This is a genomic window from Burkholderia sp. EMB26, from assembly GCF_024730645.1.
In the GTDB taxonomy this organism is placed as follows: Bacteria; Pseudomonadota; Gammaproteobacteria; order Burkholderiales; family Burkholderiaceae; genus Burkholderia; species Burkholderia cenocepacia.
The window spans coordinates 1,294,073-1,312,684 of sequence record NZ_CP078070.1; the positions used below are offsets into that span (position 1 = coordinate 1,294,073).

General features: G+C 69.6%; 15 protein-coding genes and 1 riboswitch. Of the genes, 8 read left to right on the top strand and 7 right to left on the bottom strand.

Annotated elements, in window-relative coordinates:
- The first annotated feature begins 43 nt into the window (after positions 1-43).
- From recC to arfB, 4 genes are read left to right on the top strand one after another with little or no spacing between them, the layout of a single operon-like run.
- On the top strand, positions 44-3,382 hold the full coding sequence (gene recC / locus KU887_RS06135) for an exodeoxyribonuclease V subunit gamma (RefSeq protein WP_258255198.1): 3,339 nt from the start codon (positions 44-46) through the stop codon (positions 3,380-3,382).
- Positions 3,379-7,086 (top strand): exodeoxyribonuclease V subunit beta, encoded by a 3,708-nt coding sequence (gene recB / locus KU887_RS06140; RefSeq protein WP_258255200.1) that lies wholly within the window; start codon positions 3,379-3,381, stop codon positions 7,084-7,086. Before recC ends, recB begins: the two co-directional genes overlap by 4 nt.
- Positions 7,083-9,392, top strand: a complete 2,310-nt coding sequence (locus KU887_RS06145) for an AAA family ATPase (RefSeq protein WP_258255202.1) — start codon at positions 7,083-7,085, stop codon at positions 9,390-9,392. Before recB ends, KU887_RS06145 begins: the two co-directional genes overlap by 4 nt.
- The gene (arfB, locus tag KU887_RS06150) at positions 9,389-9,793 is read left to right on the top strand and encodes an alternative ribosome rescue aminoacyl-tRNA hydrolase ArfB (RefSeq protein WP_006483724.1); all 405 of its coding nucleotides are present in this window, start codon (positions 9,389-9,391) and stop codon (positions 9,791-9,793) included. The genes KU887_RS06145 and arfB overlap by 4 nt, the downstream gene beginning before the upstream one ends.
- Positions 9,794-9,853: 60 nt before the next feature.
- On the opposite strand, the gene KU887_RS06155 is transcribed toward arfB, so the two are convergent.
- Complete coding sequence (locus KU887_RS06155; protein ID WP_006483719.1) at positions 9,854-11,134, bottom strand: EAL domain-containing protein; 1,281 nt, start codon at positions 11,132-11,134, stop codon at positions 9,854-9,856.
- Positions 11,135-11,377: 243 nt separating this feature from the next.
- On the opposite strand from KU887_RS06155, the gene KU887_RS06160 reads away from it, so the two are divergent.
- The gene (locus KU887_RS06160; protein ID WP_258255210.1) at positions 11,378-11,599 is read left to right on the top strand and encodes a hypothetical protein; all 222 of its coding nucleotides are present in this window, start codon (positions 11,378-11,380) and stop codon (positions 11,597-11,599) included.
- A gap of 41 nt (positions 11,600-11,640) precedes the next feature.
- Here the strand turns inward: KU887_RS06160 and KU887_RS06165 are convergent, their stop codons facing one another.
- The 4 genes from KU887_RS06165 to thiC form a co-directional block, all read right to left on the bottom strand.
- Positions 11,641-12,567, bottom strand: a complete 927-nt coding sequence (locus KU887_RS06165; RefSeq protein WP_006483721.1) for a DMT family transporter — start codon at positions 12,565-12,567, stop codon at positions 11,641-11,643.
- A gap of 147 nt (positions 12,568-12,714) precedes the next feature.
- Positions 12,715-12,969: a hypothetical protein gene (locus KU887_RS06170; protein ID WP_059721330.1), complete on the bottom strand. Its 255-nt coding sequence runs from the start codon at positions 12,967-12,969 to the stop codon at positions 12,715-12,717.
- Between the two features lie 216 nt (positions 12,970-13,185).
- Entirely contained in the window at positions 13,186-13,398 is a 213-nt protein-coding gene (locus KU887_RS06175) for a glycine zipper 2TM domain-containing protein (protein ID WP_011545020.1), read from the bottom strand.
- 232 nt (positions 13,399-13,630) lie between these two features.
- Entirely contained in the window at positions 13,631-15,562 is a 1,932-nt protein-coding gene (gene thiC, locus KU887_RS06180; RefSeq protein WP_006483722.1) for a phosphomethylpyrimidine synthase ThiC, read from the bottom strand.
- Positions 15,563-15,637: 75 nt separating this feature from the next.
- A riboswitch (TPP riboswitch) is annotated at positions 15,638-15,754 on the bottom strand.
- 269 nt (positions 15,755-16,023) lie between these two features.
- Here thiC and KU887_RS06185 point away from each other — a divergent pair.
- From KU887_RS06185 to KU887_RS06195, 3 genes are all read left to right on the top strand, one after another.
- Positions 16,024-16,281, top strand: coding sequence for a pentapeptide MXKDX repeat protein (locus KU887_RS06185; protein ID WP_006483713.1), 258 nt, complete (start codon positions 16,024-16,026; stop codon positions 16,279-16,281).
- Positions 16,282-16,357: 76 nt separating this feature from the next.
- Positions 16,358-16,990: a cytochrome b/b6 domain-containing protein gene (locus KU887_RS06190; protein ID WP_048989213.1), complete on the top strand. Its 633-nt coding sequence runs from the start codon at positions 16,358-16,360 to the stop codon at positions 16,988-16,990.
- 29 nt (positions 16,991-17,019) lie between these two features.
- The gene (locus KU887_RS06195) at positions 17,020-17,808 is read left to right on the top strand and encodes a molybdopterin-dependent oxidoreductase (RefSeq protein WP_006497663.1); all 789 of its coding nucleotides are present in this window, start codon (positions 17,020-17,022) and stop codon (positions 17,806-17,808) included.
- Positions 17,809-17,842: 34 nt separating this feature from the next.
- Here KU887_RS06195 and KU887_RS06200 read toward each other — a convergent pair whose 3' ends face one another.
- Both KU887_RS06200 and KU887_RS06205 read right to left on the bottom strand, forming a co-directional pair.
- Positions 17,843-18,124 carry a helix-turn-helix domain-containing protein gene (locus tag KU887_RS06200; protein WP_058901296.1) on the bottom strand — a complete coding sequence of 94 codons (282 nt, stop codon included), beginning with the start codon at positions 18,122-18,124 and terminating at the stop codon, positions 17,843-17,845.
- On the bottom strand, positions 18,121-18,474 hold the full coding sequence (locus KU887_RS06205; protein WP_258255554.1) for a type II toxin-antitoxin system RelE/ParE family toxin: 354 nt from the start codon (positions 18,472-18,474) through the stop codon (positions 18,121-18,123). The genes KU887_RS06200 and KU887_RS06205 overlap by 4 nt, the downstream gene beginning before the upstream one ends.
- Positions 18,475-18,612: the final 138 nt, after the last annotated feature.

An 18,612-nucleotide genomic window follows, 5' to 3' on the forward strand; every position in this document is an offset into this window, starting at 1 on the left:
TGTTCGCCCGGCCCCGTCGGTGCGAGGTTCCGACGCCCGCCTCATGCTCCATCTCTTCTATTCGAACCGTCACGAAACGCTGGCCGACGCGCTGCTCGAGGATCTGGCCGCGTTCCCGGCCCGCAACGGCCCGTGGGCGCCGCAACAGGTCATCGTGCCGAGCGCGGCGCTGCGTCGCCGCCTCGAGCTCGACATCGCCGCGCGCAATGGCGTGTGCGCGAACGTCGAGTTCACCTATCTCGCGCAGTGGCTGTGGGCGCAGATCGGCCGTGTGCTGACGGTGCCCGCGCGCTCGCCGTTCGCGCCCGACCGGCTGGTGTGGCGCTGCTACCGGCTGTTCGCGCAGTCGGCCGATGATGCGCCGTGGCTCGCATCGCCGCGGCTCGCCGCCTATCTGTCGGCGTCCGACGACGCGATGCGCTACGAGCTGGCCCATCGTGTCGCGGCCGTGCTCGATCACTACCTGACCTATCGCCCCGAATGGCTGGCCGCGTGGCAGGCCGGCGAGTCGGTGCTCGCGGGCGACGGCGCGCCGCGCGGGATCAGCGATGCCGCGCGCGACGACGAGCGCTGGCAGGCCGCGCTGTGGCGCGCGCTGCTCGCCGAGCTGAGCGACAGCGGCACGCCGCCGGCGCACCGCTTCCTCGTCGAAGCGCGCCATCTCGATGCCGATACGGTTGCGCGCGCCGACTGGCCCGAATCGGTCAGCGTGTTCGCGCTGCCGACGATGCCGCCGCTGCACGTCGCGCTGTTGCGCGAACTGTCGCGCTGGATCGACGTGCGCGTCTATGCGCTGAACCCGTGCCGCGAATTCTGGTTCGACATCGTGACCGCCGCGCATGCCGAGGCGCTCGATGCGGCCGGGCGGCTCGACTATCAGGAAGTCGGTCATCCGCTGCTCGCCGAATGGGGCAGACAGACACAGGCGCAATTGCACATGCTGCACGAGCTGACTGAAAGCGCGGCGTCGGGCGATGCGTCGCGGTTCGTCGAGAATCCCGCGCCCACCTGGCTCGCGCGCGTGCAGAACGCGATCCTCGAATTGCAGCCGGAGGCCGAAACCGGCGACACGCCGGTCGAGCGCGGGATCGAGGTGCATGTGTGCCACAGCCTCGCGCGCCAGCTCGAGGTGCTGCACGACCGGCTGCTCGCGTGGTTCGACGCCGATGCGAGCCTGCAGCCGTCCGACGTGCTCGTCGCGGTGGCCGATCTGGCCGCGGCCGGGCCGCTGATCGACGCGGTGTTCGGCACGGCCGGCGCCGGCGGCGCGCGGGTGCCTTACCGGATCACCGGCCTGCCGCCGTCGCAGGCGAACCCGGTCGCGCGCGTGCTGCTCGACTGGCTCGCATTGCCGGAGCGGCAGGTCGGCGCGCCGGAGCTGGTCGAATGGCTGCGCGTGGATGCGGTGGCCGCGCGCTACGACATCGACGCGGCCGCGCTCGAAACGGTGCAGACCTGGCTCGCGGCCGCCGGCGCGCGGCGCGGGCTGTCGCCGCGCGCGAGCGACGACGCGGCCGTGCCCGCGCCGCGCCATACGTTCTCCGATGCGCTCGCGCGGCTCTTTCTCGGCTATGCGATGCCCGAAGGCGCGGCGCCGATCGGTGCGTGGTTGCCGATCGAGGCGGCCACGGGCAGCGAGGCCGAACTGCTCGGCCGGCTTGCACGGTTCACCGACGATCTCGACGGCTTCGCGCGGCGGCTCGAGGAGTCGCACACGCCGCGCGGCTGGAGCGAACTGTTCGCCGACACGCTCGCGCGCTTCTTCGATTCGGGCGCCGCGTATGCCGACGCGCTGGCCGGCGTGCGCGACGCGCTCGATGCGATGCTGGCCGCGATGACGGAGGGCGCGCCCGACGAGGCGTTGCCGGCGGCCGTCGTCCGCGCGGGGCTCGCCGCGGCGCTCGACGATCCGGCCCGCGGCGGGGTGCCGTGGGGCGGCGTCACGTTCTCGTCGCTGACGAGCTTGCGCGGGCTGCCGTATCGCGTCGTCTGCCTGCTCGGGATGGACGACGGCGTGCTGCCGAGTCTCGCGCGCGCGGACGAATTCGACCTGATGGCCGTGCTGCCGAAGCTGGGCGACCGGCAGCGCCGCGACGACGAGCGCAATCTGTTCCTCGACCTGCTGCTGGCTGCCCGCGACCGGTTGCTGATCGCCTATACGGGCCGCAGCATCCGCGACAATGCGCCGTTGCCGCCCGCGGCGCTCGTCGACGAGCTGCTCGATCATCTGGCGCTCGTCACGGCCGGGCCCGACGCCGCACCGGATGCGGTCGAAGCCGCGCGGCGCGCGTTCATCGTCGAGCATCCGCTGCAACCGTTCGCGGCCGCGTATTTCGAGCCGGGCAGCGAACTCGTTTCGTACGACGCCGAGCGGGCCACGCTCGCGTCGCTGCTGGCCGCCGAAGCATCGCGCGATGGGCCGCGCGAGCAGCCGTTCTTCGCGCAGCCGCTGCCGGCCGAACCGGTCGAGCCCGTTGCGTTCAGCGAATTCGAACGTTTCTGGCGGCATCCGGCACGCGCATTGCTGCGCGGCCGGCTCGGCATCGTGCTGGCCGACGCGCAGGCCGAACTGCTCGATACCGAGCCGTTCGCGCTGGATTTTGCCGGCAGCGACGCGCTGGCCGAGCGTGTGCTGCCGCTGCTGATCGAAGCGGGCGACGGCGGCGTGCACGATCACGCGCTGCGCATCGCGGACGCGAGCCCCGAACTGCCCGGCGGCGCGACGGGCGCGGTGTGGCGCGACCAGGCGCTCGGTTCGATGACGCAGCTTGCGTCGAACGTGCGTCGTGCGCTGGCCGACGGCATCGAGCGGCGGCCGTTCTCGCTCACCGTCGTGCCGAAGTGGCCCGACGCCGAACAGGCGCTGTTCGGCGCCGACGACGCGATGCTGGCGGCCGACGCGGTGAGTGCGCCGCTCGAACTGCACGGCACGCTGAACCGGCTGACGCCGGCCGGGCAGGTCATCTATCGCTATGCGCGGCCGAGTGCGCGCGACTACCTGTCCGCGTGGCTCGCGCATCTCGTCTACTGTGCGATCGAGCCGGGCGGTCCGCGCCGCACGCTGTGGTTCGGCAGCGGCGGTGCGTTCGAGCTGACGCCCGTCGCGGCGCCGCTCGAACGGCTCGCGCCGCTTGCCGCGCTGTTTCGCGCGGGGCGGCGCATGCCGCTGCGGTTTTTCCCGCGCAGTGCATGGGCGCGGGTGTCCGACGGCGAGGCGAAGGCCGCGAGCGTGTGGATCAACGAGCGGGTCGTGAGCGAAGCCGACGATCCGGCCATCGCGATCGCGTGGCGTGGCGCGCATCCGTCGCTCGACGAACCGTTCGGCACGCTCGCGCGGCTCGTGTTCGAGCCGCTCGTCGAGCATCTGAAGGAGGTCGCATGAGCGCCGTGTCGCAGCCGCAGGCGCTCGAACTCGACGTGTTCGCGTGTCCGCTCGACGGCGTCAATCAGATCGAGGCGTCGGCCGGCACCGGCAAGACCTGGAACATCTGCGCGCTGTATGTGCGCCTGCTGCTCGAAAAGGATCTCGGTGCCGACGAAATCCTTGTCGTGACCTTCACGAAAGCGGCGACGGCCGAACTGCACGAGCGGATTCGCGGCCGGCTCGCGCAGCTCGCGCATGCGCTCGATACGGGCGACGACGGCGGCGATCCGTTCATCGCGCGCCTGCTCGAGACCACGCTCGGCGACGGCGGCGCGCTCGATCCCGAGACGGCCGCGAAGCGAATCCGGCGCGCGCTGCGCGCGTTCGACCAGGCCGCGATCCATACGATCCACGCGTTCTGCCAGCGCGCGCTGCAGGAAGCGCCGTTCGCGGCGGCGATGCCGTTCGCGTTCGACATGGAGGCCGACGATGCGTCGCTGCGCTTCGAGCTCGCGGCGGATTTCTGGCGCACGCGTGTCGAACCGGCGGCCGCGCGCTGGCCGGGCTTCGCGACCTGGCTCGTCGAATCGGGGGCCGGCCCGGCCGCGCTCGATGCGCAGCTCGCACGCCGGCTGAAGAAGCCGCTCGCCGCGCTGCGCTGGGACGGCGTGGCCGAGCCGGACGAAGCGGCGGAAGCGGCCGCAGCCGAATGCTTCGCGGAGGCCGCGCGGATGTGGGCGGCCGAGCGTGACGCGATCGATGCGTTGCTGCGCGCCGCGCAGCCCGTGCTGAATCAACGCTCGCACAAGCCGGACGCGGTCGCTGACGCGCTCGCCGCGTGGACGGTGCATTTCGAGCAGGGCGACGCGACGGCCGCGCTGCCGAAGGCCGCGCTGAAGCTCACGCAAACCGCGCTGACGAAGGCGACCAAGAAAGGCGGCACGACGCCCGCGCACGCGTTCTTCGACGTGGCCGACGCGCTCGAAGCGGCCGTGGCCGCGGCCGAGGCCGCGCAGCGCGCCCGCTGGCTCGCGCTGATCGCCGAATGGCTCGACATGGCGCCGGCCGAGCTGGCCGAGCGCAAGCGCACGCGACGCGTCGTGTCGTTCGACGATCTGCTCGCGAACCTGTATCACGCACTGCACGCGCATCCGTGGCTTGCCGAGACGCTGCGCGCGCGCTATCCGGCCGCGCTGATCGACGAGTTCCAGGATACCGATCCGCTGCAGTTCGCGATCTTCGACCGGATCTTCGCGCCGGGCGGCCCGCTGTTCCTCGTCGGCGATCCGAAGCAGGCGATCTACAGTTTCCGCGCGGCCGATCTGCATACCTATCTCGCCGCGCGCGCACGGGCGAGCGCGTGCTACACGCTCGCGGTCAACCAGCGCTCGACGCCTGCGATCGTCGACGCGTGCAACCGCTTCTTCCTGTCGAATCCGCGCGCGTTCGTGCTCGACGGGCTCGACTACTACGCGGTGCGCGCCGGCACGCGCGTGCGCGCGCCGTTCGTCGACGAAACCGATCCGGGCCCGGCCGGCGATTTCCGGGTGTGGGCGCTGCCGGGCGGCGAAGGCACGCTGCTCAAGCGCGAAGCGCAGGCGCAGGCCGCGCAGGCTTGCGCGGCCGAGATCGCGCGGCTGATGCGCGGCGCACGCGAAGGGCGCGTGCGGTTGGGCGACACGCCGTTGTCGCCGGGCGATATCGCAGTGCTCGTGCAGACGCACCGGCAGGGTAGCCTCGTGAAGCGCGTGCTGGCGACGTGGGGCATCGGCAGCGTCGAGCTCGCGCAGGCGTCGGTGTTCTCGACCGGCGACGCCGAGCAGCTCGAACGCGTGCTGGCGGCGATCGATGCGCCGGGCGACCTGCGGCGTTTGCGCGCGGCGCTCGCCTCCGACTGGTTCGGCCTCGATGCCGGTGCGCTGTGGCGCATGGAGCAGGGCGACGGCGGCGCGCCACCCGGCGCGTCGGCGGCCGACAGTGCCGATGCGATGAGCTGGGTCGAGCGCTTCTCGCGGTATCGGTTGCTGTGGCGCGAACGCGGCTTCGCGGTGATGTGGCGCACGTTCACGCGCGAGCTGCGGATCGCCGAACGGCTGATGGCCGGCGCGGACGGCGAGCGCCGCGTGACCGACATCAACCATCTGGCCGAGTTGACGCAGGCGCGTGCGTCCGCGCAGCCCGGCATCGCACCGACGCTGCGCTGGCTCGCCGCGCAACGGCTCGACGGCGGCGGCGAGGAAGCGCAATTGCGGCTCGAATCCGATCGCAATCTCGTGCAGATCGTCACGGTGCACAAGTCGAAGGGGCTCGAGTACGCGATCGTGTTCTGTCCGTTCCTGAACGACGGTGCGCTGCGTGAGCCGCCGTCGTCCGCGTTGCCCGATGCGCGCGAGTATCACGACGAGGCGGGCGATGCGGTGCTGCATTACGGGTGCGATGACGAAGCGGCCGCGCACGCGGCGCGGCAGGCATTGCGCGAGCAGGCCGCGGAACGCGCACGGCTCGTCTACGTCGCGCTCACGCGCGCCGTGTATCGCTGCTATGTCGTCGCCGGGCCTTACCTGTCGTCGCGCTCGACGCGCGAAGCGCGGCGCAGCGTGCTCAACTGGCTCGTCGCCGGTGCCGGCCATGCGTTCGACGCGTGGCTCGACGAGCCGCCCGACGAAGCCGCGCTCGAGGCGGCATGGCGCGCGCTCGCCGGCGGCCCCGTGTGCGTCGCGCCGCTACCCGTGCCGGCGCGCCGCGAGCGTGTCGCGGCCGGGCACGACGCATCGCAGACGCTCGCCGCGCGTCATGCGACGCGCGTGCTGCGCGATGCGTGGCGGATGGCGAGCTTCAGTTCGTTGACCGCATCGATGGCGCGCGAGGAGGCGGGCGTCGCGGCCGTGCCCGACGACGAACTGCGGCCCGATCACGATGCGCTGGCCGCGGTGACGCCGGACGGCGAACTGATATTGGCCGATACGGTCGCGGCCGAGCCGCCGGATGACGACATCCTCGTGTTCCCGCGCGGCGCGGCGGCCGGCGAATGCCTGCACCGCCTGTTCGAGCTCAGCCGGTTCACGGAGCCCGAGTCGTGGCACAAGGCCGCGCTCGGCGCGCTGCACGACCGGCCGGTCGAGGCCGAGCCGGCGCTTGCCGCGCGCCTGCCGGCGATGATGGCGCGGCTCGTCGACGACGTCGTGCACACCGAGCTGGTGCCGGGCATGCGGCTCGTCGATCTCGATCCGGCGAAGCGGCTCGACGAAATGGGTTTCCTGTTTCCGGCGCCGTCGCTCGACCTGATGGCGCTGCGCCGGCTGCTGGTCGCGCACGGCTATCCGGACGTTGCACTGGAGGCGGGCACGCTCGCCGGTTTCATCAAGGGTTTCATCGACATGATCGTCGAACACGACGGCCGTTTCTGGATCGTCGACTGGAAGTCGAACCACCTCGGCACGACGCCGGACGCCTATGGCCCGCGCGCGCTCGACATTGCGATGGCCGATCACGCGTATCACCTGCAGGCGCTGCTCTATACGGTCGCGCTGCATCGCTACCTGCGTGGCCGGCTGCCCGATTACGACTACGACACGCACATCGCGGGTTACCTGTACCTGTTCGTGCGGGGCGTGCGGCCCGGCTGGCGCAGTGGCGGCGAACCGGCGGGCGTGCATGCGCGGCGGCCCGCCCGCGCGCTGGTCGACGCACTCGACCGGATGATGGAAGGAGGCCGCGCATGACCGCATCCGACGACATGCTCGAATTTACCGGCGGCCTCGTCGCGCGGTTGCCCGAGCCGGCCGATTTCGGCATCGCGCTCGCGGAAGGCTTCGCGCGCCGCATCGGCGATCTCGCGCGGCGTGCCGGTGCGCCGTCCGCATCGGCACGCTGGGCGGCGCGCGCCGCGTTCGCGACGAGCCGCGCGACCGCCGGTGGCCACGTGTGCGTCGCGCTTGCTGCGCTCGCGCAGCGTTACGAAGCGCCGCTCGACGAGGTCCGCGCGGCGCTTGCCGCGAGCGGCGTGGTCGCGTTCGGCACGCTGGCACGCGGCGACGAACGGCCGCTGATCGTCGACCGGCACGATCATCTGTACCTGTCGCGCTATTTCGATTACGAACGGCGGCTCGCCGATGCGCTCGTCGCGCAGGCGGGCGTCGCCGCACCGGACGAAGGCCTGTCGCCCGACCGGTTGCGCGACAGTCTCGCCCGTTACTTCGGGCCGGCTACCGGCGAAGTCGACTGGCAGCGCGTCGCGGCGATCGTCGCGCTGACCGGCCGCGTGACGATCGTCAGCGGCGGGCCGGGCACGGGCAAGACGACGACCGTCGTCGGCGTGCTCGCCTGTCTGCTCGACGCGCATCCGGGGCTGCGCATCGCGCTGGCCGCACCGACCGGCAAGGCCGCGCAGCGGATGCAGGAGGCGCTGCACGCGCGTGCCGGCGATCTGCCGCCCGAGCTCGCGGCGCGCCTGCCCGACACGTCGTACACGCTGCATCGGTTGCTGGGCGGCGGCGGGGCGGCCGGCTTCCGGCATCATCGCGACAATCCGTTGCCGTACGACCTGATCGTCGTCGACGAGGCGTCGATGATCGACGTCGCGCTCGCCGCGCATCTGCTCGACGCGCTCGCGCCGGGTGCGCGGCTCGTATTGCTGGGCGACAAGGACCAACTGGCCGCGGTCGAGGCCGGCGCCGTATTCGCGGAGCTGAGCGCGCGGCCGGCGTTCACCGCCGCGGCGCGCACGCGCATCGCGCAGGCGCTGGGCGTCGACGAGGCGGCGTTCGTCGCCGCGTTGCCGGTGCCGGACGAAGCGGCGCCGGCAGCGGTTCCCGTTGCGAATCCGGTGCCCGCTGCCGCACGGGCACCGGCGCCGCCATCGGCATCCGCTCCTGTTTCGCGCAGATCGGCGTCTCGGTCGAAAATCGATACGCGGCAGGCATCGCTGTTCGACGACGAACCGCAGGACGATGAAGTGTCGTCGACCGACATCGCGCCGCCGCCACCCACCGAGTCGGCACCGCTCCTCGATGCCAGCGCATCGGACGATACGCCCGCCTGGATCGAGGCCGACGAACTCGCGTGGCTCGACGCCGTCGAGCTGCCGCCGTTCGATGCGGGCGACGCGGCGCTCGCATCGGTGACTGCTGCATCGCCGTCGGCAGGCGAAGCCGCCGCGGCTGCCGCGTCCGCCATCGCGCCCGCTGCGGCGCCGCTCGCGGACTGCGTCGTGTGGCTCGAACGCAATTACCGCTTCGGGCTCGATTCGCCGATCGGACGGCTGTCGCTCGCGATCCGCCGCGGCGACGTGCAGGCGGCGCTCGATGCGCTGCCCGCCGACGATTCGGCGGCCGCATCGTTTCACGACGATGCGGGCGACACGCTGGCGTCGTCGACGGTCGAGCGGCTCGCCCGGCGCTTCGGCGCATACCTCGACGCATTGCGCGACGCGCTGGCCGCACCGGTGCCCGATCCGTTGCCGCTGTTCGACGCGCTCAACCGGTTCCGGATCCTGTGCGCGACCCGCAGCGGTTCACGCGGCGCGGAGCACGTCAATGCGCTGGTGGCCGCGCACGTCAGGCATGCGGCGCGCGTGCCGCTCGCGGTCGGTGCGCACTGGTTCACCGGGCGGCCGATCATGGTCACGCGCAACGACTATGCGCTCGGGCTGTTCAACGGCGACATCGGCATTGCATTGCCCGACGTGCACGGTGTGCTGCGCGTGTGGTTCCGGCGCGCGGACGGCACCGCGCGCGCGGTGTCGCCGGCCGCGCTGCCGCCGCACGAAACGGCGTTCGCGCTGACGGTGCACAAGTCGCAGGGCTCGGAATTCGACGAAGCGGCGCTCGTGTTGCCCGCGTCGTTCGGCCGGGTGCTCACGCGCGAGCTGGTCTATACGGCCGTCACGCGCGCCCGCACGCGCGTGCAGGTAATCGGGCCGCGGCGCGTGCTGGCGCAGGCGGTCGCGACGCGCACGCAGCGCGATTCGGGGCTCGCGGCTCGCGTCGACGAGGCGCTCGCCCGGCGCCGCACGGAGGCTTCGCGATGATGATCCGCTACACGCTCGATCCGGCCGAGGTCGAATGGACGGCCGTGCGCGCGCAGGGCGCGGGCGGCCAGAACGTGAACAAGGTATCGAGCGCGATTCACCTGCGCTTCGACATTCGCGCGTCGTCGCTGCCGCCGGTCCTCAAGGAGCGGTTGCTCGCGCTGTCGGACCAGCGCATCACGCGCGATGGCATCGTCGTGATCAAGTCGCAGGAATACCGGACCCAGGAGAAAAACCGCGAGGCCGCGCTGGCCCGGCTCGATACGCTGATCGGCAGCGTCGCGTACACGCCGCGCGCCCGGGTCGCCACGCGGCCGACGCGCGCGTCGAAGGAGCGGCGGCTCGAGCACAAGTCACGCCGCAGCGTGGTGAAGTCGGGACGCGGGAAGGTGATCGACTGACGAGCGAGGGGCCAGTGCCAGTCGCCGGCGACCCTGCGACGCGCGCGCTAAGTGCGCCGGCTAGCGCATCACGGTTCCCGCGCTGTCGAGCACGAAATCGACGCAGAACACGACGAGCCGGCTCTGCGCGCGGATCGCGACGGCGGCCGTATAGCAGTCGCGGCCTTCCGTCAGCGAGAAGTGCGGGCCCATCAGCGCGACGCGTCCCGGCGCGGCGATCGCACGCTGGAAATACGGGCGCCGCGACCAGTTGCTGTGGGTTTCCGGGAACAGCGGCGCGAGACGGGTGACGCTCGCCTGGCTGTCGTCGAGCGGGGCGCCGATCGACGGCAGGAACTGTTCGCCGGTCTCGTCCGTGACGAACACGCGGCGCGCGGCCGGCACCGCGAACACGCGTTGCGCGGCGTCGTGCAGGTTGCCGCTTGCCGAAAACGCGGCTGCGCCGCCGAGCACCAGCCGTTCGATCGCGTCGAAGCCGGGCTGTTCGGCGACCGCCGGCGTGTGCCGGCGCGCGATGAAGCGTCGCCACGCGGCGTCGAGCATCGCGGGCGCCGCCGCGCTCGCGTGCGCGATCGACGCATCGGGCTGGCCGAACTGGAAACCCTGCACGAAATCGATGTCGGCTTCCATCAGCGCCTGCAGTGCGTCGTCGCTTTCGACGCCTTCGGCCAGCACCATCGCGCCGGCCTGGTGCAGCATCGACACGAGGTGATGCATGATGCGGCGATCGTCGGCCGAGCCGGTCGAACGCTCGACCAGCGAGCGGTCGAGCTTCACGATGTCGGGCCGTGCGCGCCACACGCGGTCGAAGTTCGAGAAGCCGGTGCCGAAGTCGTCGATCGCGATCAGGAAATCGCGATGCTGGATCATGTCGATCGTGCGGGCGAGCGCGGCTTCGTCGCGCGCCGGCTGCTCGACCACTTCCAGTACGATGCGATTCGGCGGCAGCGCGAAATGCCGGCATAGCGCTTCGACGAACTCGCGCTGCACGAGGCCCGTATCGAGCACGCGCGGCGTCACGTTCAGGAACAGCCAGCCGTCGCCGATGCCTTGCGCGACGAAGTTGGCCGTGTGCAGGCAGCGCGCGAGCCGGTCGAGCAGCAGCGCGTCGGCGTCGCCGCGCGTCTTGTCGAACAGCGCGGTGGGCGACACCAGCGTGCCGTTCCCGTCGACGACGCGCAGCAGCGCCTCGTAGCCGACGACGCGCTTGTGCGTGATCGAGAGCACGGGCTGGAACACGCTGCGCAAGGTCGTGGTGCGATAGGTGGCGAGCCAGCCCTGGGGTGTCGGCGTGAGGCGTTCGAGCAGGGCGTCGAGCGACAGGTCGCGGGTGGACTTCATGTCAACGGTGCCCGGGAGCGGGCGGCGGGGCGGCGGCGCATCGCCACGCCGATGCAGCCGCATGCGCAGGCGGACGCAAAAGAACGTGGGGCATCGAGACCGCCTTCTGCGGATGAGTTTTCCGAGTGTAACGGGATTGCCGCGGCGCGCGTATCAGGGTAACTCCAGACGCAAACGGTACACCGCGATTCCGGCCCGTGCCCGGCGGTGCAGCGGGGGGCGCCGCGTGCATGCGCGCGGTGCATGACCGTCGCGAAACGAAGCGCGCCGCAGCGGCAGATGACAATCTCGCGACAGGGCCTCGGCATGACCGTGCGTCGCTGCGGCGCGACGCGCAGGCTGATGCGGGAAATCCCGGCGGCGGCCGCCGCCGTCAGACGAATGGGGCGAATGTGCGCGCGTCACGATGCGATTCGCAGCCCGTCGGCACACCCGCGTCGCTTCGCCGCCGGCATTACCGCGTGACGGGCGGCCGGCGGCAGTTCGTGCGCCCGGCGCGCCGATCGTCAGGCCGCTTCGCCGCCGCGCGGGCGCACGCCGGGGATCCGCTTGATCACGCCGGTTGCGAGCGCGGTGCCGACGAGCACGATCGCACAGCCTTCGATCATCACGGCCGACACGTGTTCGCCGAGGAACAGCGCCCCCCACAGCAGCCCGAACACGGGGATCACGAACGTCACGGTAATCGCGCGGGCCGGCCCGATATGCGCGATCAGGTAGAAGAAGATGAAATATGCGATGCCCGTGCATGCGACGCCGAGGGCGAGCACCGCGCTCCATGCGTGCACGCCGACCGGCGCGGCCGGCCACGTCGCGATCGCGAACGGCAGCAGCAGGATGGTCGAGCCGATCATGCTGCCGGCCGCGTTGACGAGCGGATCGACGCCGCTGAGCTTGCGTTTCGTATAGTTGGCCGCGATGCCGTACAGCAGCGTCGCGCCGAGGGCGGCCGCGGCGGCGAGCGCGGTCGCGCCGGCGCCCGTGTCGCCGTGCGCATTCGCGATCTGGTTCCACACGAGCGTGAGCACGCCCGCAAACCCGATGACGAGACCGAGCGCGCGCGGCAGAGACAGCTTGTCCTTCAGCCACAGGTAGGCGACGAGCGCGCCCCACAGCGGCGTGGTCGCGTTGATCACCGACGTGACGCCAGCCGACAGCGTCAGTTCGGCGAACGCAAACAGGCAGAACGGGATGCCGGAATTCAGCGCGCCGACGACAAACAGCGGCCACGCATGGCGGCGCAACCGGGCGCCGAGATCGGCCGGTTTGAAGCGCGTCAGCGCGAAGCCCGCGAGAAACAGCGCGCCGATACCCACGCGCAGTGCCATCAGCGGCGCGACGCCGAAATCGACCACGCCGATCCGGATGAACAGGAAGGAGGCGCCCCACAGGGCGGCGAGCACGGTCAGCAGGAAAGCGTTCTTGGGCGACATCGATCGGCGGGGCGGGGACGGGATGCGAGGAATCTTACACCGCGTTACCGCATCGTCGTTTCACGATCGGATGAAACGACAAGAAACGGGAATTTCGCCGCTTCCCGGGGGGCGGATAGCCGGCCGCGCGTGGCGCGGCCGATCAGATCAGTGATGACGCCAGCTGCCGCGTCCGCCGAAACCGAAATTGAGCGACAGCGCCGGCCCCCAATAACCGCCCCATGCAGGCGCATACGCTGGCGCCGGATAGTAATAGGCGGGGGCCGGATCGACATACACGGGTGCGGGCTGTACCGGCACCGGCGCCGCCGTGTAATAGCCGCCCGGATAGTAGCCGTAGGGGTAGTAGCAGCCGGCAAGCGTCGTGCAGGCAAGCGCCGCGGCGACGAAGGTCCTGTTCATGATGTGTCTCCGGCGGAAGCCGGCCATCGGCAGATGCTTCAAGCTTAGGCCGAGTCCCGATGACACGGTATGAAAAACGGTAACCGATCATTTCCGGGCAGAGCGGCAGCGCCTGTTGCGGCACACATACGAAAACGGCGCTTCCGCATCGCGGAAACGCCGTTGAACCGACCGGCCTGCAGGTGGGCGACGCCCAACCGGCCGGTGTCGCGTTCGTTACTTGCCGACCTGGTTACCGATGATGCCGCCGGCCGCCGCGCCGCCCAGCGTCGACAGCGCGTTGCCGCCGATCGCCGCGCCGGCGACGCCGCCGACACCCGCACCGATTGCCGTATCGCGCTGGCGTCGCGACATCGAATCGCAGGCCGACAGGCTGGCCACGGTCGCGACGAGCAGCGCGCATACCCCAAAACGCCGAATCGAGTTCATGATCGTTGTCCTTGTGGTAGTGAACGGAAGGCGCACGACCGGCTGGCGGCCGCGCATGTCCCCAATCTACGCGCCGTCCCATGACGCTGCTGTAAGGACTTGTTAAGGCTCGCGCGGTTTCGTAATCAATTGTTTCGCATGGCCCCGCAGGCACACGGGATGCGCAAAAAAGCCCGCTCGAAAGCGGGCTCCGTGCATCGCGATGCAAGCCGGTGCGGCTCGCCGCGCGCGCTTACTGACGGTGGTAGATCTCGGCGCCGGTCTTCACGAACTCGACCGCCTTGACCTCCATCCCCTTCTTCAGCGCTTCGGTTTCCGACACGCCTTGCTGCGCCGCGAATTCGCGCACGTCCTGCGTGATCTTCATCGAGCAGAAGTGCGGGCCGCACATCGAGCAGAAGTGCGCGACCTTGGCCGAATCCTTCGGCAGCGTCTCGTCGTGGAATTCGCGCGCCTTGTCCGGGTCGAGACCGATGTTGAACTGGTCTTCCCAGCGGAACTCGAAGCGCGCCTTCGACAGCGCGTTGTCGCGCACCTGCGCGCCCGGGTGACCCTTCGCGAGGTCGGCGGCGTGCGCGGCGAGCTTGTACGTGATGATGCCTTCCTTCACGTCGTCCTTGTTCGGCAGGCCGAGGTGTTCCTTCGGCGTCACGTAGCACAGCATCGCGGTGCCGAACCAGCCGATCATCGCGGCGCCGATGCCGGACGTGATGTGGTCGTAACCCGGCGCGATGTCGGTGGTCAGCGGCCCGAGCGTGTAGAACGGCGCTTCCTTGCACCAGTCGAGCTGGAGATCCATGTTCTCCTTGATCAACTGCATCGGCACATGGCCGGGGCCTTCGATCATCACCTGCACGTCGTGCTTCCACGCGATCTGCGTGAGTTCGCCGAGCGTCTTCAGTTCGCCGAGCTGCGCTTCGTCGTTCGCGTCGTAGATCGAGCCGGGACGCAGGCCGTCGCCGAGCGAGAAGCTCACGTCGTACGCCTTCATGATCTCGCAGATCTCTTCGAAGTGTTCGTACAGGAAGCTTTCCTTGTGATGCGCGAGACACCACTTCGCCATGATCGAGCCGCCGCGCGACACGATGCCCGTCATCCGGTTCGCGGTGAGCGGCACGTACTGCAGGCGCACGCCCGCATGGATCGTGAAGTAGTCGACGCCTTGCTCGGCCTGTTCGATCAGCGTGTCGCGGAAGATTTCCCAGGTGAGATCTTCGGCCTTGCCGTTGACCTTTTCGAGCGCCTGGTAGATCGGCACCGTGCCGATCGGCACCGGGCTGTTGCGGATGATCCACTCGCGCGTTTCATGGATGTGCTTGCCGGTCGACAGGTCCATCACCGTGTCGCCGCCCCAGCGGATCGCCCACGTCATCTTGTCGACTTCCTCGCCGATCGACGACGTGACGGCCGAGTTGCCGATGTTCGCGTTGATCTTCACGAGGAAGTTGCGGCCGATGATCATCGGCTCGGATTCCGGATGGTTGATGTTCGCCGGGATGATCGCGCGGCCGCGCGCGACTTCGTCGCGCACGAATTCCGGCGTGATCTCGGCCAGCGCGTTCGCGCCGAAGGCCGCGGCGCCGAATGCCTGGCCCGGGTGCTGGCGGCCCATCATCGCGGCGAGCTTCGCGCCGTTCGGGCCGCTCGACTTCAGGCTCTCGATGTACTCGGCGCGGCGCTGGTTCTCGCGGATCGCGATGTATTCCATTTCCGGCGTGATGATGCCCTGGCGCGCATAGTGCATCTGCGTGACGTTCTTGCCGGCCTGCGCGCGGCGCGGGTTGCGGTGCAGGCCCGGGAAACGCAGCTCGGCCGTGGCCGGATCGGCCGCGCGCTCGAGGCCGTACTGGCTCGACAGGCCGGGGAGCACTTCGGTGTCGCCGCGCGCTTCGATCCAGCGCTGGCGCAGCGCCGGCAGGCCCGCGCGGATGTCGATCTTCGCGTCCGGATCGGTGTACGGGCCCGACGTGTCGTACACGTAGATCGGCGGATTCTTCTCGCCGCCGAAGCCGGTCGGCGTGTCGGCCTGCGTGATTTCGCGCATCGGCACGCGGATGTCGGGTTGCGAACCGGTCACATACACCTTGCGCGAATTGGGCAGCGGCGCGACAGCAGCGGCATCGACGTGGGCGTCGGCGGACAGAAACTTCGGATTGGCGTTCATGCAATCTCCTGATGTGGGGCGCTAGCTAAGCAGGAGACGAGATTCGTGAGGCGGCGGGTTTCGTCAGAGGGATGGCGGCGAAATCCGTACGCTTCCCTGCGCTGGCATTATCCAGATCAGGTTCAAAGGGTATTTCTCACCCGCAATGCCGGTTGTTTGACCGAACGCATTGCAGGACCCCCGCGTTAGCAAGGGCACACGATACACCGGCTTGGCGGCGGTTTCAACCGGGTGCGGCGCGGATGCCGCCGGGCGATGGCCCGCTCGTGGCCGCCGCCGTGCGCACGGTGCGCCGCAGCAAGCGTTGCCGTCGACCCGCCACGCGGCCCGGACACAAGCGGCGCGCAGTGCAGCATTTCCTTCCCTTATTCCCGGCTTCGAAAAAATTTTCGCAAGCGCTGTCATTTCCGGCCGCGTGCTCCGTCTATTCGACTCCTAAACCCATGTATCGGAGAGATGTCATGAAAAACGTATTCGTCGCCGCCTGTGTCGCCGCACTCGCCACGATTGCCACGGGGGCCTACGCGCAGAACGATGCGATGTCGAAGGACGGCATGTCGATGTCGAAGGACGCGATGGGCCACGACGCGATGGCGAAGGACGGCGCGATGAAGAAGGACGGCATGAAGAAGCATGCGATGAAGAAGGATGCGATGGGCCACGACGCGATGAAGAAGGGCGACGCGATGAAGAAGGACGCGATGAGCCCGTCGAACTGACGAATGCGGGCGGGGCGCGGCCGCCCGGTTACCGGCGCGCGTCGCGTCCCGCTGCATCATCCCGGGAGTCTTCATCATGCAAACGGTTCCTGTCACGGATCGCGCGGGCGCGCCGCCGCCCGCGCCGACGATCCATCCACGCTGGGTGCGCGCGAGCCATTGGCTCAACGCGCTCGCGGCGGTCCTGATGGCGTTGTCCGGCTGGCGCATCTACGACGCGTCGCCGATCTATCCGTCGTTCACGTTCGCGCACGGCATCACGCTGGGCGGCTGGCTCGGCGGTGCGCTGCAATGGCATTTCGCGGCGATGTGGCTGCTGTTCGGCAACGGGCTGTTCTATCTCGCGATGTCGATCGCGACCGGGCGCTTCGCGCGCAAGTTGCTGCCCGTGACGCCCGCGTCGGTGTGGCGCGACGTACGCGCCGCGCTCGGCGGACGGCTGTCGCACGACGACCTGAGCGTCTACAACGCAGTGCAGCGTGCCGCATACCTGACCGCGATCGTCGATCTCGTCGTGCTGGTGCTGTCGGGGCTCACGATCTGGAAGTCCGTGCAGTTCCCGCTGTTGCGCGAATTGTTCGGCGGTTACGACAACGCGCGCATCGTGCACTTCTGGGCGATGGGGCTGCTAGTCGCATTCGTGGTCGTCCACGTCGCGATGGCGTTGCTGGTGCCGCGCTCGCTGCTCGCGATGCTGCGCGGCCGCTGACCCGCGCGTCGCGGGCGAAGGAAATCATCATGTCGGAATCCGAAAAAAACCGGAGCGCGCCGCGCTGGACGCTCGATCGGCAATCGCTCGAACTCGACGTGCGCCGCACGCTCGAGATGCCGTCGCGACGCCTCTTCAACCGGCGCGTGCTGACGCTCGGCGGCCTCGCGATGCTGACCGGCTGCACGCTGCAGGACGACGCGTCGGTCAACACGTTCCTCGAGAAAGTGTCGCGCATGAACGATCGCGTGCAGGCCTGGCTGTTCAATCCCGACCGGCTCGCGCCGACCTATGCCGAAGCCGACATCACGCGACCGTTTCCGTTCAACGCGTACTACGGGATCGACGACGTGCCGCACGTCGACGAATCGACGTATCGGCTCGTGTTGTCCGGCCGTGTAACGGGCAAGCGCGTGTGGACGCTCGACGAGCTTCGCGCGCTGCCGCACGCGGAACAGATCACGCGGCACATCTGCGTGGAAGGGTGGAGTGCGATCGGCCGCTGGGGCGGCACGCCGTTCGGCGCATTCCTCGCGCGCGCCGGCGCCGACACGCAGGCGAAATACGTCGGCTTCAAGTGCGCGGACGACTACTACGAAAGCATCGACATGCCGACCGCGCTGCATCCGCAGACGCTGCTCGCGTTCGAATACGACGGCCGTCGGCTGCCGCCCGAATACGGTTTCCCGATGAAGCTGCGGATGCCGACCAAGCTCGGCTACAAGAACCCGAAGCACATCATGGAAATCTTCGTGACCGATACGTTCCCGGGCGGCTACTGGGTCGATCAGGGCTACAACTGGTTCGGCGGATCGTGAGCGGTGCGCGCGGCGTGCACCGCGTGCGTATGCGTCACGCGGAATCGCGCACCTGCAGATCGACGCGCAGGCCGACTGCCGAGGCCATGTTCACGAGCGCGTCGAGCCCGAACAGGTTGATCTTGCCGCGCATCAGGTCGGAGACGCGCGGCTGCGTGACGCCCAGCTGCTTCGCGGCCTCGGCCTGACTCAGTTCGAGCCGCGCGATGCGCTGCTTGAGCGCGATCATCAGTTCGGAGCGCAGCTTCATGTTCGCGGCTTCCGGCGGCTCGCGCTCGATTGCGTCCCAGACGTTCGCGTAACGTTCATCGGTCATCGTTTCAACTCCATCATCAGCGTCCGATAGCGGCGGGCGGCGAGGTCGATATCGGTCTTGTTCGTGCGCGTCGATTGCTTGCGCAAGCAGTGCAGGACGTAGACCGCCTCGGTGAAAGTTGCGACGTAGACGATCCGGAATGCGCCGCTTGCATCGCGCAGGCGAATTTCCCGCACGCCGACGCCGATCGTGCGCATCGGTTTCCAGTCGTCGGGTGCGAGGCCGCGCTGCACCTGATCGATCGGGTGGCCGGCTTCGCGTCGCGCAGGCAACGGAAAGCCGCGGAGATCGGCCAGCGCGCTGCCGACGAAAACGACGGGCTTCGGCGGAAGAATGTCTGGATTATACAAAATTTTGTATGGTCTATGCAGGTGTCGGAAAGAAGCCGCGGGCGCCACCAGGAGCGCGCGCCGTCCGTCACGATAGGCGCGTCACGACGCGCCGACGCACAAACTGGTCGTCAGGCCGATGCTGGATCAAGGGGGGCG

Excerpts from the sequence above, each read along its gene's own strand:
- KU887_RS06165 (WP_006483721.1), bottom strand. The coding sequence starts at position 12,567 with ATGTCGCCCAAGAACGCTTTCCTGCTGACCGTGCTCGCCGCCCTGTGG.
- KU887_RS06170 (WP_059721330.1), bottom strand. The coding sequence starts at position 12,969 with ATGAACAGGACCTTCGTCGCCGCGGCGCTTGCCTGCACGACGCTTGCC.
- KU887_RS06200 (WP_058901296.1), bottom strand. The coding sequence starts at position 18,124 with ATGACCGATGAACGTTACGCGAACGTCTGGGACGCAATCGAGCGCGAG.
- KU887_RS06145 (WP_258255202.1), top strand. The coding sequence starts at position 7,083 with ATGACCGCATCCGACGACATGCTCGAATTTACCGGCGGCCTCGTCGCG.
- thiC (WP_006483722.1), bottom strand. The coding sequence starts at position 15,562 with ATGAACGCCAATCCGAAGTTTCTGTCCGCCGACGCCCACGTCGATGCC.
- KU887_RS06185 (WP_006483713.1), top strand. The coding sequence starts at position 16,024 with ATGAAAAACGTATTCGTCGCCGCCTGTGTCGCCGCACTCGCCACGATT.
- recC (WP_258255198.1), top strand. The coding sequence starts at position 44 with ATGCTCCATCTCTTCTATTCGAACCGTCACGAAACGCTGGCCGACGCG.
- KU887_RS06195 (WP_006497663.1), top strand. The coding sequence starts at position 17,020 with ATGTCGGAATCCGAAAAAAACCGGAGCGCGCCGCGCTGGACGCTCGAT.
- KU887_RS06155 (WP_006483719.1), bottom strand. The coding sequence starts at position 11,134 with ATGAAGTCCACCCGCGACCTGTCGCTCGACGCCCTGCTCGAACGCCTC.
- KU887_RS06175 (WP_011545020.1), bottom strand. The coding sequence starts at position 13,398 with ATGAACTCGATTCGGCGTTTTGGGGTATGCGCGCTGCTCGTCGCGACC.
- KU887_RS06160 (WP_258255210.1), top strand. The coding sequence starts at position 11,378 with ATGACCGTCGCGAAACGAAGCGCGCCGCAGCGGCAGATGACAATCTCG.
- arfB (WP_006483724.1), top strand. The coding sequence starts at position 9,389 with ATGATGATCCGCTACACGCTCGATCCGGCCGAGGTCGAATGGACGGCC.
- recB (WP_258255200.1), top strand. The coding sequence starts at position 3,379 with ATGAGCGCCGTGTCGCAGCCGCAGGCGCTCGAACTCGACGTGTTCGCG.
- KU887_RS06190 (WP_048989213.1), top strand. The coding sequence starts at position 16,358 with ATGCAAACGGTTCCTGTCACGGATCGCGCGGGCGCGCCGCCGCCCGCG.